Source organism: Rheinheimera sp. MM224 (assembly GCF_947090785.1).
GTDB lineage: Bacteria > Pseudomonadota > Gammaproteobacteria > Enterobacterales > Alteromonadaceae > Pararheinheimera.
Map to the genome: position 1 here is coordinate 25,241 of NZ_OX352320.1, position 13,888 is coordinate 39,128.

The following is a 13,888-nucleotide window of genomic DNA, read 5'->3' on the forward strand; positions in this document are numbered from 1 at the left end:
GTTACCGCTTTGTCTTGCGAAGTTTGGCATAAAAGAAACCATCCATCTGCTGCTGTCCCGGCAAAATTTGCCAGTGCAAATCCGGGTGACTGTCGGCCAACGGGATTAATTTTGCATCTGGGTAGTCTGCTAAAAAGGCCTGGATTTGTTGCAGGTTTTCTTCCGGTAACACAGAGCAGGTGGCATACAACAATTCGGCATCAGGTTTTAATAAAGGCCAGATCTTGCGCAGAATTTGTTGCTGCAACTCGACTAATGGCGCTATATCGGTTTTTTTCCGTAACCAGCGAATATCAGGGTGACGACGGATCACGCCGGTAGCCGAACATGGCACATCCAGCAATATACGGTCAAAGGTCTGAAAGCCTGCCCAGTCGTCCGGATCTGCAGCGTCAGCAGCCATCACACGGGCATCTAAACCTAAGCGGTCCAGATTGTCGTATACCCTGTCTAAACGGCGTGGGTCTTTATCCAGCGCTAATACATCGGCTTCTGGCGCCAGTTCCAGAATATGGCAGGTTTTGCCACCTGGAGCACAGCAGGCATCTAATACCGAATCTTTATTGCGTGCGCCAAGGAAATAAGCGGCATGCTGAGCTGCGCCATCCTGCACTGAAAACCAGCCATCGGCATAACCTGGTAATAAGCTCACATCAGAAGCTTGTTCAAGCAATAAGGCACAAGGCAAATAAGCAAAAGGCTGACTGGCAGCGATGCCTTCAGCGGCAAGAGCTGCCAGATAAGCTTCGGGTGTTGTGCGTAACTGATTTACCCTCAGCCACAAGGGGGCTTTTTGCTGATTTTCATCAAGTATTTGCTGCCACTGCTCTGGGTAAGCGTGTTGCAGCTGGGTGATGATCCAGCTTGGGTGGTTATACTGGACTGGTAAAGGTGCGTCCTGAAAATCAAAAACTTCAGGTTTACGCTGTACTGAACGTAATACGGCGTTAATTAAACCCGTCAGGCTTTGACCTTTTAATTCACGGGCCGCTTCCACTGTTTCGCCTATGGCGGCATGGTCTGGTACGCGCAAAAATTTCAGCTGATACAAACCAACGTAAATTAAAAACTGCAGCGGGCGCAGGTGTTTGACCAGCGGTTTATCCATCAGCTTCTGACAGACAGTTTCCAGCTGAGGCAAATAGCGCATCACACCAAAACAGATTTCTTGCAGCAGGGCTTTATCTAAAGGCGAGTCCAGCTCTTGCTGAGCTTTATGCAGAACCTCTGATAAGGATTTACCCTGATCCACCACCTGATAACAGGCTGTTGCCGCCAGAGCGCGTAAATTTTTACTCATCAGCTCTGCCCATCAACAGGGCTCAACATCTGGCCTGGCTGAAACCAGTCTGCGCGGCCATTGAGGAAATCCATCACTTTCATGGCTTTTTTGCCGGCAGGTTGTAATTCGGTGATCACCAATACGCCATCAGAGGTTTGAATGGCGATGCCTTTTTTATCCACCCGCAGTACCTGACCTGGTAAACCAGAGCCTGGCTCTGTTACAGCGCGCCAGATTTTCAGCTGCTGAGCACCCAGTTGCAGATAACTGATAGGCCAGGGATTAAAAGCACGGATTTCGCGCTCCAGCGCTATAGCTGGTTTGCTGAAATCTAATAAAGCTTCTTCTTTTGACAGCTTTTCAGCGTAGTTGGCTAACTCATCCTGTTGCGGCTGAGCTTTGGCCTGCAGTGCTTCCAGATTGGCTAAAGCCTCTACTAATGCGACTGGGCCTGTTAAGGCCAGTTTGTCATACAAGCTGGTGCTGGTCTCATCCACAGCTATAGGCGTGCTGACTTTGCTCAGCATAGCGCCGGTATCCAGGCCTATATCCATCTGCATAATAGTCACGCCAGATTCGGCGTCACCTGCCCAAATGGCACGTTGAATAGGCGCTGCACCACGCCAGCGTGGTAATAATGAGCCATGCACATTGATACAACCTAAACGTGGTGCATCGAGCACGGCTTGTGGCAGGATCAAACCATAAGCCACCACTATCATCAGATCAGCATTTAACGCCGCTAATTCTTGTTGAGCCGCAGCTTTTTTTAACGACTTCGGCTGATACACCGGAATATCGTGTTGCAGCGCTAGTTGTTTTACCGGGCTTTGTTGTAGCTGATGACCACGACCTGCAGGTCTGTCGGGTTGGCTGTAGACGGCAATCACCTGATGAGGAGAATCCAGCAGGGCGGCGAGATGGCGGGCAGCAAAATCTGGTGTGCCCGCAAAAATAATACGTAAAGGAGTGGTCAAAATAGTTCCTGCTTGGTTAACGGGCTGCGAGGCGAGCTTCTTTTTCCAGCTTTTTCTTAATACGGTCACGTTTCAACGGTGACAGATAATCAATAAACAATTTGCCCATTAAATGGTCCAGCTCGTGCTGTAAACAAATCGCCAGTAAACCTTCAGCCTGAATTTCAAACCACTCGCCTTTGGTGTTTTGCGCTTTGACTGTCACAGCTGCGGCGCGTTCTACTTTGGCGTAGCTTTGCGGCACAGACAAACAGCCTTCTTCGTATTCAGTGTCACCACTTTTGGCAATGATTTCCGGATTGATAAAAATCATCGGCTCGTCACGGCTTTCTGAGATATCGATTACGACAACACGCTTGTGCACATTGACCTGAGTGGCGGCTAAGCCTATGCCATTTTCGGCATACATAGTGTCCAGCATATCTGCTGTCAGTTGCTTAATTTCGGCCGTAACTTCAGGCACAGCAGCGGCTACTGTGCGTAAACGGTCGTCTGGATAATGTAAAACTGTTAATACTGTCATGGAACCTACAAAAGTCGTCTATGTTCAATTGGCTGTGCTATGGTCTAATTTTAGCCATTTATGCACAGTATGAATAGCTTAGTGTGCAAGAATTACTATAAGTACGGATGGGGATGGTGTTATGCGACAGCAGCTTCTTGCTATTTTAGTCAGCTTCTCTGTGTTTTTCAGTACTATTCTGCTGGCTGATGAGCTGAAACTCAAGGCTGATGCGCCTACCTTGTATCAGGTCAAAGCTGGCGACACCTTATGGGATATAGCTGGTTTGTATCTGCAACACCCCTGGTTATGGCCACGTTTATGGAAGTTAAACCCACAAGTCAATAATCCACATCTTATTTACCCCGGTGATGAGTTGCACTTACAGTTCGATGCCGACGGCCAGCCGATACTGACGTTAAATAGTCAGCGAGTGGCAGCCACCACCTCCGGAGTTACGCAAGTTCAAAGCAATACCGCAGCTGCAGGTGCTATTAAATTAACCCCAAAAATCCGTCGGTTGGCCAAAACAGATAAAGCTGTGCCTTCTGTCTCGCTTGCCGGAATCGAGCCTTTTCTATCAGAAGAACAACTGGTCTCTGAAGACCAATTGGAAAGCCTGCCTTATGTATTGGGTGGAAAAGACAATGTGAAAAACGCTGTATCCGGTCATCTGCTTTATGTGCAGGGCGAGCTGGATCAAACTCAGCGTTATGGCATTTACCGCCAGGGTGAAGTCTACGAAGATCCACAAAGTGGTGATGTCTTGGGTTATGAAGCCGTATTACTGGCAGAAGCAAAAGTGTTACCTCCTGCTATGGTAGACGAGCAACAAATCAGTCGGATTGAAGTGCAAAAATCCAGACGGGAAGTGAAACAAGGTGATCGTTTATTGCCTATGCCACAGCAGTCGATGTATCCGGACTTTTTTCAGCTGCAATCGCCAGAAACTTTAGTCTCCGGAGTGATAGTGGATAGCGCATCTGAATGGCGCGAGTTTGCCAAAGGCGAAATTGTGCTGCTGAACCAGGGTCAGAATGCTCAGCTGCAACCTGGTCATCTGCTGGGGATCTTCCGTCCGTCACCCGCTGTGGTAGATTTTGGTGATAAACCCTCTTATCCGGAAGACAGCGACAAGCTGCAGCGTATTTTGCATGAAGTGGTCGGTTCTGCCGATGAAATGCCCACCGAATTAGTGGGCCAGCTGATGATAGTCAAAGTGAGTGAACACAGTAGTTTTGCGATGATATTACGCACAGAGCAACCGGTACGGGTCGGAGATTTAATAGGTAATCTCTGATGTTCCAGCAAAGGAGAGGAACATGGATGACCTCGAGCATTGGATACGTTTAGCTGCTATTCCGTCTATGGACAGGCTAAAGCATCAGCAGTGGGCAGAGCTGGTTTCTTCAGCTGACTTCCATCAATTGGATGATCACCAGCTGCAGCAGCTGGGTTTTACCGCAGGCCAAATCCAGTGTCAAAGAGCCATCACGCCGCAGCGTATTGAGCATTGCCTGGAGTGGCTGCAAACTAGCCCCGATCACCATTTTATCCGTTACACAGACCCACTTTACCCTGAATTACTCAGCCAGATTAAACAGCCGCCTTTTGCTTTGTTTATCAAAGGTAACCCGGCTTTGTTAAATGAAGCACAGATTGCAATAGTGGGTAGTCGTCAGCCCACCGCCACTGGTAAACAAGTGGCCTTTAACTTTGCCGCCGATTTATGCCGCTTAGGTTTAACTATCACCAGCGGTATGGCCAAAGGTATAGATGGTTGCAGCCACAGAGGGGCTTTGTCTGTGCAGGGTAATACCATAGCTGTACTTGGCCATGGTTTTGATACGGTTTATCCGGCGCAGCATAAAGAGCTGGCAGCGGAAATTGCCACCAGCGGCGCTTTGGTCTCTGAGTTTTTACCTGATGTGCCACCGAAAGGAGATCATTTCCCGCTGCGCAATCGTATAGTCGTAGGATTAAGCTTAGGGACTTTGGTGGTGGAAGCAGCTATTAAAAGTGGTTCTTTGATCAGCGCTGGTTATGCCGCTGAGTACAGTCGCGAGCTTTTTGTGATCCCAGGTTCTATCTACAATCCACAGGCGGCGGGCTGCCATCAGTTAATTCAGCAAGGTGCTAAATTAACTACTTGTGTGGCCGATATCATAGAAGAATGGAGCTTTTTGCAAAATAACAGTCTAAGTACTGTAAAGGACAAAGAAAAAAATTTACAAACGGACTTGTTTGACGACAGCTTGTTGGCTAACGTAGGTGATGAGGCCACTGCGATTGATCGTATAGCAGAACGTAGTGGTTTATCTGTAGCGCAAGTCTCAATTGAATTACTTCAACTGGAATTGGCCGGTGAAGTGGCAGCAGTACCTGGTGGTTACATCAGAGTGAGGAGGGCCTGACTATGTTTGATATCCTCATATATTTATTTGAAAACTACATCCACAACGAGTCAGAAATTTATGTGAATCATGCCGATCTGCAGCGTGAGCTCAGCAAAGCTGGTTTCCATGATGATGATATTTTTAAGGCCCTGCGTTGGCTGGATTCTTTATCTGCCTTGCAGGAAAGTCATGTTAAGCCCTATTTAACCAAAGTGAATTCGACCGCAGTGCGTATTTATACTGTGGAAGAGCAACGTAAGCTGGAGACTGAGTGTCAGGGTTTCCTGCTGTTTCTGGAACAAATCAACGTGCTGGATGCGCCCACCCGCGAGATGGTATTGGACAGAGTCATGGACCTGGATCAGAGTTCTGTCAGTCTGGACGATTTAAAATGGGTGGTGTTGATGGTGCTGTTTAATGTGCCTGGTCGTGAAAATGCTTATGCCCAGATGGAAGACCTTATTTTTGACGAACCTACAGGGCCGCTGCATTAAGCGGCCTTTTTCGTTATAATCCTGCCAGTTTTCTTCTATGGCCTTTGTATGTCCCAGTCTGACGATACACTTTTTCAACACGAAAAAACCGCAGAGCCTTGTCCTCTGTGTGGCCATGCTTTGCAGATAAAAAGTGGCAAAAACGGGCCTTTTTTAGGCTGTAGTAACTATCCGGTCTGTAATTACCTGAAAGCGCTGCATCCACATGAAAATACAGTGGTAAAAGTGTTAGAGGATCAACTTTGTCCAGAATGCGGAAACGAGTTGGCGGTTAAAAATGGTCGCTATGGTATGTTTATTGGCTGTAGCCATTATCCACATTGTGATTTTATAGTGCACGCCGATGAACCTGAACCCAGCGATGTACCTTGTCCTGAATGCAAAAAAGGTCAGTTGCTGGAGCGTACCAGTAAATATGGCAAGGCTTTTTATGGCTGTAGCAGATATCCGGACTGCAAATGCCTGCTGAATTTTAAGCCTGTTTTAGGGCAGTGCCAGTTCTGCGATTATCCACTTTTAATGGAAAAACCTTCGGCTTCTGGTGTGAAGTTACTCTGCGCCAGTAAGAAATGTCAGAAAGTGCAGGGCAGTTAAAGCGCAGTATAAGGATTGATGGCAAATAAAAAAGGCCCACAAGGGCCTTTTTGCTAACTGCAGATCTGCTATTGCAGTTGCTTCAGGCGTGCCGCCACTAAATCCAGTTCAGGGAATTCTTGTTCTGGTAAATGTTGGCGCAGCAAATCAAAACGTTGTGCCAGTTCGCTGGTGCTGGTGGCGCTTAAATTGATATGGCCCATTTTGCGGCCTGGTCTTTTGCCTTTGCCGTACCAGTGCAAATGGCAGCTTGGTAAGCTTAATACTGCAGGGCTGACATGATCTTCACCCAGAATGTTCACCATCAAAGTGGGACGCACTAAAGCTGTGCTGCCCAAAGGCAAACCACAGACAGCCCGTAAATGGTTTTCAAACTGACAGGTGTCGGCACCTTGTTGGGTCCAGTGTCCTGAGTTATGCACCCGTGGCGCTATCTCATTCACCAGCAGTTGGTCTCCCACCTGAAAAAACTCCAGTGCCAATACACCCACGTAATCCAAAGCGCTAGCTACAGCTTCAAACATCAGTTTGGCTTGTTGCTGCAACTCCTGCTGACCAGGTAAAGCGAGCGATACCGCCAGCACACCTGCTACATGATGATTTTCCGTCAGAGGGTAGACCACCATATCGCCAGCCTGATTACGGGCTCCAACTAAACTGACTTCACGGTCAAAACGAACAAACTGCTCCGCCACTATAGCTTGAGGTAAAGTGTGATCAGCGCCCGCCATAAACTGCTGGATGTCAGCCCAAACCGCTTGCGCGTCAGCCTGAGTTTTTAAGCGCCATTGGCCTTTGCCGTCATACCCAGCCAAAGCGCTTTTCAGCACCAGTGGCAAACCCAGCAGTTCAATCGCCTGATAAAAATCCTGTTCAGTCACGACAATTTTATAAGCAGCGTTGGTCACGCCCGCTTTATCCAGCAGTTGTTTTTCCTGACGGCGATCGCCACCTGCTTTTATCGCAGTGCTGTTTGGTAAAAACTTACCGCTTTGCTGACAAAGCTCCTGCACCGGATAAGGGATATGTTCAAACTCAGAGGTGATTACATCTGCATTGGCAATAGCTTGTGCCAGACCTGTCCCCAGTTGTTGCTGAGTGACAGGATCAACAATAGTGTCGCTGTTCACATCATAAGCCGAGACTTTTAAATTCAGTGGTGTACCTGCCAGACTCATCATACGAGCCAGTTGACCAGCACCTAAAACCAGAACCTTCATCAATTATTCCTCGGCTGGATTCGGGTGAGCCAATACAGAGTCGGTTTGTTCTTTACGGAAGGCATCAATTTTGCTCATCAGCTCAGCATCAGAGGTCGCCAGAATTTGTGCTGCCAATAAGCCAGCATTGGCTGCACCTGCATCACCAATAGCCAGCGTACCCACGGCAACACCTTTTGGCATTTGCACTATGGATAACAAGGAATCCAGACCTTTTAAGGCTTTAGACTGCACTGGCACACCTAATACTGGCAGGCTGGTAAAAGCGGCTGCCATACCAGGTAAATGCGCTGCACCACCTGCACCGGCAATAATCACTTTTAAACCACGACCTGCGGCATTAGTAGCGTAGTCGGCCAGCAGTTGAGGGGTTCTGTGAGCTGAAACAACAGTAGTTTCATAGGCAATTTGAAAACGATCTAACATATCGGCCGCGTTTTTCATTGTGGGCCAATCAGATTTAGACCCCATGATAATACCTACTTTCATCGTTGTTTCCTTAAAGCTGCAAAGAACTGGCATAATAAGGCCGCTATTATAGCCATCTGGCGGCTGCCAGGAAAACTTTTGATCAAAAACCTCAGATACAGGACTCAAAAAAGTGACAGATATCCAATCTGCCGTTAACGCCCTGCGACAAGGTCAGGTGATTGCCTATCCAACCGAAGCTGTGTTTGGAGTCGGCTGCGACCCGGATAATAGTTTGGCCATCGAAAGCTTGTTGCAGGTCAAACAAAGGCCACAATCCAAGGGCTTAATCTTAATAGCTGCAGACTTTTCCCAGTTGATTCCTTATATTGCAGCCGACAAGCTAAGCATAGAACAAACTCAGTTGATGCTGGACTCATGGCGCGACAGTGCAGGTGTCAAAGACAAAGCTGCGGTGACCTGGGTAGTGCCTGCTTCGAATCTGTGCAGCGACTGGCTGACAGGGCAGTTTGATAGCGTTGCGATTCGGGTTTGTGATCACCCTGTTGTGCAGCAGTTATGTCTGGCTTTTGGTAAACCTATCACATCCACTAGCGCGAATTTATCTGGCCTGGAACCTTGTCGCAGCACAGTCGAAGTTCAGCAGCAACTGGCAGATAAAGTTGCTGTAATAGTGGATGCGCCAACAGGTGGGCGCGCTGTGCCGTCAGAAATACGTGATATCACTACGGGCCATATTTATCGGGCGGGTTAATCGCCGCCTGTGAATCAAGAGATAAGCAAATGCAAAACGTCGATAAACATCAGGTAAAAGCTTTTTTAATGGCACTGCAGGACAGCATTTGCGCTGAACTTGCCGCTGCTGATGGTGTTTCAATTTTTGTCGAAGAAAGCTGGGATCGAGCCGAAGGCGGTGGTGGTCGTAGTCGTGTACTGACTCATGGTGCTGTGTTTGAGCAGGCTGGTGTGAATTTCTCACATGTGTTTGGCGATAAGATGCCTGGTTCAGCCACGGCGCACCGACCTGAACTGGCTGGCCGTAAGTTTGAAGCTATGGGCGTGTCTTTAGTGATCCATCCGCTGAATCCACATATCCCAACCAGTCACGCCAATGTGCGGTTTTTTATCGCCGAAAAAGAAGGTGAAGCACCGGTCTGGTGGTTTGGTGGTGGTTTTGATTTAACTCCTTTTTATCCGGTTGAAGCTGATGTGCTGCATTGGCATCAGGTCGCCAAAGATTGTTGTGATAGTTTTGACGCCACTTATTACCCTAAATATAAAAAATGGTGTGATGAATACTTTTACTTAAAACACCGCAACGAAACCCGAGGTGTAGGTGGTTTGTTTTTTGACGATTTAAACGAGCCTGGTTTTGAGCAAAGTTTTGCTTTTATGTCTGCAGTAGGTGAAGCCTTTACTAAGGCTTACGTGCCAATCGTCGAACGCAATAAAAACAACGCTTATTCGGAAGCACAACGCCAGTTCCAGCTGTATCGCCGTGGCCGTTATGTAGAATTTAACCTGGTGTTTGACCGTGGTACTTTATTTGGTTTGCAAAGCGGTGGTCGCACTGAATCTATTTTAATGTCGATGCCACCTTTAGTGCGCTGGGAATATGGTTATCAGCCGGAAGCAGGCAGTGCAGAAGCAAAGTTGTACGAGCGTTATCTGCAACCTCAGGATTGGTTAGGGCTTAATCACTCATAAGTACAGAGTAACTACAGGCGCTTCGGCGCCTGAGTTTTATCCCTAAATCATCATCAGCAAATCATTACCTGTTGATCATATGGCTGGCCAGTTGCGCCAGCGAATGACTTAAGCCTTGGCGTAATAACTTGTCTTCTACCACTTCAGCCAAAGCTTTATCCATACAAAACATCCACTGATCGCGCATCTGCTGATCCACAGCAAAAGGCATATGGCGCATCCGCAAACGTGGATGACCGTATTTTTCTTCAAACAAAGAAGGGCCGCCCAACCAGCCTGATAAAAACTCAAAAAACTTTTGCCTTATCGTATCCAGAGGCAGAGGATGGATAGCATACAATTCAGCGGCTTCTGGTGCTGTCGACATAATGTCGTAGAATCTGTTGGCCAGACGTCGTGTTGCTGCTTCGCCGCCAATCAGCTCGTAAGGCGTGGTCGCCGGAGTCGGATGTGGCTTGCTATTTGGCTGGCTTTTATTAAAAATCGCGTCAAACAACTTTTTCATGGTGAACCTGTGGACCGTTACGCTGTATTTGGAAATCCTGTTGGGCACTCAAAATCGCCGCTGATCCATAGCTGGTTTGCCAAACAAACCGCACAAGCTTTGAGTTACGAGGCCATTTTAGCACCGGTCGACGCCTTTGCCGACAGCTGGTTTAGCTTTGTCGCTGCTGGTGGCCGGGGCGGCAATGTCACAGTGCCTTTTAAAGAGCAGGCCTATCAGTTGGCAGAACAACTCAGTGAACGTGCTTTGCAGGCTGGTGCTGTTAATACTCTCTATATAGATAAAGATGGAGTGCTCTGTGGTGATAACACCGATGGTTTAGGTTTAGTCGCCGATTTAACCCGACTGGGCGCAGAGCTTCAGGAAGCTTCCATTTTGTTATTAGGTGCTGGCGGAGCTTGCCGTGGTGTAGTCGGGCCTTTATTGGCTGCTGGTGCAAAGCACATTCATATAGCCAACAGAACTGCAGCTAAAGCGCAAGTCATAGCCGAACTTTTTGATAAGCGAGTAACTGCGTCAGGTTATAACCAAGTTCCAGCGGAAAAATGGGACATAGTGATCAATGCGACCTCAAGTGGGCTGGACCAGCAAAGACCAGCTTTAGCAGAACTACATCTTCAGCACTGCTTTTTGGCTTACGATATGTTGTATGGCAAAGAGCCGACAGCTTTTCTGATCTGGTGTCAGCAACAAGGTGTGCCGCACTGTGCTGATGGCTTGGGGATGTTAGTCAGTCAGGCCGCTGAAAGTTTTGCGATATGGCGTGGTGTTAAACCTGATGTCACTTCGGTACTACAGCAACTGACGGCTATGGTGAAAGCATGAACCAGCAACTGATCTTTAATCATGACTTCAGTTTTGATGAAAACACCGATTCAGTCAGCTGTAGTTGTTTAGCAGCAGGCATGCGGTTACGTATCTATATAAAGAAGCCACAAGGCTGGGATAACCAAAGCTGGCTTGAGCAAATAAAAGAAGACTGCTTTTATTGGGAAGAACAAATAGAAGAAGCGGCCAAAGCAGACCGCTTTAATACAGATGGGATCTTGTATCTGGATGGCTCAGCTTAACGGCTCAGCCAGATACTCATCTTTTAATACCACATAGTTAATAGCAGACTGCGTCAGAAAACTACGTTCTGCTTCATTAAGCACCCTGGCTTGTTTCACCGGGCTGCCTACATAGAGATAACCAGACTCTAATCTTTTGCCAGGTGGTACCAAACTACCGGCACCAATAATGACATCGTCTTCTACTATCACGTCGTCCATCACTATAGCGCCCATACCAACCAGAATACGATTGCCCAACTGGCAGCCGTGCAACATCACTTTATGTCCTACTGTGACATCGTCTCCTATAAGAAGAGGAGAACCGTCCGGGTTCTTTGTGGTCGGACGCGATACATGAAGTACAGAACCATCCTGCACATTAGTACGTTCACCAATACGGATAATGTTCACATCACCCCGTGCTGCTACTAATGGCCAGATACTACTATGAAGGCCAATTTGAATATCGCCGACTAAAACAGACGATGGATGCACATAAACCCCGTCAGCAAGCTGTGGAGTTTTACCTTTATATGAAGTTAATGACATAAGAATTTCCTCTGCTGCTGCAGGATTATGCGACAAATGTTGAAAAAAAGCACGGTTCGATTGAATTTCATGCTGTCGCACTCAAAAGTATAAGTTTTCTTAAAAAGAGTATTGCACGCCGCCAAAAACTCCCTATAATGCGCGCCATGCCAAACGGGGTGATGCGAAAGCAGCTCTGAGGTGGTTTTGAAATGAAGTGAAAAATGATGCAAAACATCGCTTGACACGACGATGAAAATCACTAAAATGGCCGCCTCGCAACGCGGTGGAGTCGAAAGGCTCAAAAGTGAAGCGAAGCAGTTTAAGTGGTGTGTTTGATAAATAAATTCAAATCGCTACCTTGACGCAAATTCTGGGAAGTGTAAGATACGCCTCCCGCTGAACAAGGTCTTAACCGGTTCAGCACTGCTCTTTAACAATAAGCAATCAATCATCTGTGTGGGCACTCACGGTTTAGATTCTGCAGCGAGCAATCGCACAAAGAATATATATCAGTGAAGTGACTAACAGATACTCTGTCCGAAAGGATAGATGTTTTAAGTCAGTGATACTGAGCATGCTACTTCGGTGGCAAATTAAACTTTAATTGAAGAGTTTGATCATGGCTCAGATTGAACGCTGGCGGCAGGCCTAACACATGCAAGTCGAGCGGGGTTTTCGGACCTAGCGGCGGACGGGTGAGTAATGCGTAGGAAGCTGCCCGATAGAGGGGGATACCAGTTGGAAACGACTGTTAATACCGCATAATGTCTACGGACCAAAGTGTGGGACCTTCGGGCCACATGCTATCGGATGCGCCTACGTGGGATTAGCTAGTTGGTGAGGTAATGGCTCACCAAGGCGACGATCTCTAGCTGGTTTGAGAGGATGATCAGCCACACTGGAACTGAGACACGGTCCAGACTCCTACGGGAGGCAGCAGTGGGGAATATTGGACAATGGGCGCAAGCCTGATCCAGCCATGCCGCGTGTGTGAAGAAGGCCTTCGGGTTGTAAAGCACTTTCAGCGAGGAGGAAGGGATGTATGTTAATAGCATGCATTTTTGACGTTACTCGCAGAAGAAGCACCGGCTAACTCTGTGCCAGCAGCCGCGGTAATACAGAGGGTGCAAGCGTTAATCGGAATTACTGGGCGTAAAGCGCACGTAGGCGGTTGGTTAAGTTGGATGTGAAAGCCCCGGGCTCAACCTGGGAATTGCATTCAAAACTGGCCAACTAGAATACGGGAGAGGGGGGTAGAATTCCAAGTGTAGCGGTGAAATGCGTAGAGATTTGGAGGAATACCAGTGGCGAAGGCGGCCCCCTGGCCCGATATTGACGCTGAGGTGCGAAAGCGTGGGGAGCAAACAGGATTAGATACCCTGGTAGTCCACGCCGTAAACGATGTCTACTAGCTGTTCGTGGTCTTGTACTGTGAGTAGCGCAGCTAACGCACTAAGTAGACCGCCTGGGGAGTACGGTCGCAAGATTAAAACTCAAATGAATTGACGGGGGCCCGCACAAGCGGTGGAGCATGTGGTTTAATTCGACGCAACGCGAAGAACCTTACCTACTCTTGACATCTACGGAAGACTGCAGAGATGCGGTTGTGCCTTCGGGAACCGTAAGACAGGTGCTGCATGGCTGTCGTCAGCTCGTGTTGTGAAATGTTGGGTTAAGTCCCGCAACGAGCGCAACCCCTATCCTTAGTTGCCAGCGAGTTAAGTCGGGAACTCTAGGGAGACTGCCGGTGATAAACCGGAGGAAGGTGGGGACGACGTCAAGTCATCATGGCCCTTACGAGTAGGGCTACACACGTGCTACAATGGTACGTACAGAGGGAGGCAAGCTGGCGACAGTGAGCGGATCTCTTAAAGCGTATCGTAGTCCGGATCGCAGTCTGCAACTCGACTGCGTGAAGTCGGAATCGCTAGTAATCGCAAATCAGAATGTTGCGGTGAATACGTTCCCGGGCCTTGTACACACCGCCCGTCACACCATGGGAGTGGGTTGCAAAAGAAGTAGGTAGCTTAACCTTCGGGAGGGCGCTTACCACTTTGTGATTCATGACTGGGGTGAAGTCGTAACAAGGTAACCCTAGGGGAACCTGGGGTTGGATCACCTCCTTACCTAAAGCAGATTTAGTTCGTGTAGTGTCCACACAGATGATTGATTGATACGTAGAGCAAACAGTAAGAACCA

15 protein-coding genes and 1 rRNA gene are annotated in these 13,888 nt (G+C 48.1%); 9 read left to right on the top strand and 7 right to left on the bottom strand.

The genetic code is table 11. The features are described 5' to 3' along the window. Position 1: 1 nt before the first annotated feature. From rsmB to def, 3 genes are read right to left on the bottom strand one after another with little or no spacing between them, the layout of a single operon-like run. The gene (gene rsmB, locus OM978_RS00110) at positions 2-1,300 is read right to left on the bottom strand and encodes a 16S rRNA (cytosine(967)-C(5))-methyltransferase RsmB (protein ID WP_264344474.1); all 1,299 of its coding nucleotides are present in this window, start codon (positions 1,298-1,300) and stop codon (positions 2-4) included. After that, positions 1,300-2,259 (bottom strand): methionyl-tRNA formyltransferase, encoded by a 960-nt coding sequence (fmt, locus tag OM978_RS00115; protein WP_264344476.1) that lies wholly within the window; start codon positions 2,257-2,259, stop codon positions 1,300-1,302. Before fmt ends, rsmB begins: the two co-directional genes overlap by 1 nt. A 16-nt stretch (positions 2,260-2,275) precedes the next feature. Next, the gene (gene def, locus OM978_RS00120; protein WP_264344478.1) at positions 2,276-2,782 is read right to left on the bottom strand and encodes a peptide deformylase; all 507 of its coding nucleotides are present in this window, start codon (positions 2,780-2,782) and stop codon (positions 2,276-2,278) included. A 121-nt stretch (positions 2,783-2,903) separates the two neighbouring features. On the opposite strand from def, the gene OM978_RS00125 reads away from it, so the two are divergent. The 4 genes from OM978_RS00125 to OM978_RS00140 are packed head-to-tail and all read left to right on the top strand — an operon-like array spanning position 2,904 to position 6,245. Continuing rightward, positions 2,904-4,061, top strand: a complete 1,158-nt coding sequence (locus OM978_RS00125) for a LysM peptidoglycan-binding domain-containing protein (protein ID WP_264344480.1) — start codon at positions 2,904-2,906, stop codon at positions 4,059-4,061. 22 nt (positions 4,062-4,083) lie between these two features. Beyond that, positions 4,084-5,175 carry a DNA-processing protein DprA gene (gene dprA / locus OM978_RS00130; protein WP_264344482.1) on the top strand — a complete coding sequence of 364 codons (1,092 nt, stop codon included), beginning with the start codon at positions 4,084-4,086 and terminating at the stop codon, positions 5,173-5,175. Positions 5,176-5,177: 2 nt separating this feature from the next. Continuing rightward, on the top strand, positions 5,178-5,651 hold the full coding sequence (locus OM978_RS00135; RefSeq protein ID WP_046519776.1) for a DUF494 family protein: 474 nt from the start codon (positions 5,178-5,180) through the stop codon (positions 5,649-5,651). Between the two features lie 48 nt (positions 5,652-5,699). Beyond that, a complete protein-coding gene (locus tag OM978_RS00140) occupies positions 5,700-6,245 on the top strand; it encodes a type I DNA topoisomerase (protein WP_264344486.1) in 546 nt (181 codons plus the stop codon). Positions 6,246-6,313: 68 nt separating this feature from the next. On the opposite strand, the gene OM978_RS00145 is transcribed toward OM978_RS00140, so the two are convergent. Then, positions 6,314-7,465 (bottom strand): 5-(carboxyamino)imidazole ribonucleotide synthase, encoded by a 1,152-nt coding sequence (locus OM978_RS00145; protein ID WP_264344488.1) that lies wholly within the window; start codon positions 7,463-7,465, stop codon positions 6,314-6,316. Between the two features lie 3 nt (positions 7,466-7,468). After that, positions 7,469-7,954 (bottom strand): 5-(carboxyamino)imidazole ribonucleotide mutase, encoded by a 486-nt coding sequence (purE, locus tag OM978_RS00150; RefSeq protein ID WP_233010009.1) that lies wholly within the window; start codon positions 7,952-7,954, stop codon positions 7,469-7,471. A gap of 112 nt (positions 7,955-8,066) precedes the next feature. On the opposite strand from purE, the gene OM978_RS00155 reads away from it, so the two are divergent. Together OM978_RS00155 and hemF are read left to right on the top strand one after the other, a co-directional pair. Then, on the top strand, positions 8,067-8,648 hold the full coding sequence (locus OM978_RS00155; protein ID WP_264344490.1) for a Sua5/YciO/YrdC/YwlC family protein: 582 nt from the start codon (positions 8,067-8,069) through the stop codon (positions 8,646-8,648). Between the two features lie 29 nt (positions 8,649-8,677). Then, complete coding sequence (gene hemF / locus OM978_RS00160; RefSeq protein ID WP_264344492.1) at positions 8,678-9,601, top strand: oxygen-dependent coproporphyrinogen oxidase; 924 nt, start codon at positions 8,678-8,680, stop codon at positions 9,599-9,601. A 64-nt stretch (positions 9,602-9,665) separates the two neighbouring features. Here the strand turns inward: hemF and OM978_RS00165 are convergent, their stop codons facing one another. Beyond that, positions 9,666-10,106: a group II truncated hemoglobin gene (locus OM978_RS00165; RefSeq protein ID WP_264344494.1), complete on the bottom strand. Its 441-nt coding sequence runs from the start codon at positions 10,104-10,106 to the stop codon at positions 9,666-9,668. A gap of 9 nt (positions 10,107-10,115) precedes the next feature. Between OM978_RS00165 and aroE the strand changes: the two genes are divergently transcribed. Both aroE and OM978_RS00175 read left to right on the top strand, forming a co-directional pair. Then, the gene (gene aroE, locus OM978_RS00170) at positions 10,116-10,931 is read left to right on the top strand and encodes a shikimate dehydrogenase (RefSeq protein ID WP_264344496.1); all 816 of its coding nucleotides are present in this window, start codon (positions 10,116-10,118) and stop codon (positions 10,929-10,931) included. After that, positions 10,928-11,176, top strand: a complete 249-nt coding sequence (locus OM978_RS00175) for a DUF1488 domain-containing protein (RefSeq protein WP_264344498.1) — start codon at positions 10,928-10,930, stop codon at positions 11,174-11,176. Before aroE ends, OM978_RS00175 begins: the two co-directional genes overlap by 4 nt. On the opposite strand, the gene OM978_RS00180 is transcribed toward OM978_RS00175, so the two are convergent. Continuing rightward, positions 11,168-11,707: a gamma carbonic anhydrase family protein gene (locus OM978_RS00180; protein WP_264344500.1), complete on the bottom strand. Its 540-nt coding sequence runs from the start codon at positions 11,705-11,707 to the stop codon at positions 11,168-11,170. The two genes, OM978_RS00175 and OM978_RS00180, sit on opposite strands and share 9 nt — an antisense overlap. Before the next feature lie 583 nt (positions 11,708-12,290). Between OM978_RS00180 and OM978_RS00185 the strand changes: the two genes are divergently transcribed. After that, positions 12,291-13,815, top strand: a 16S ribosomal RNA gene (locus OM978_RS00185). Positions 13,816-13,888: the final 73 nt, after the last annotated feature.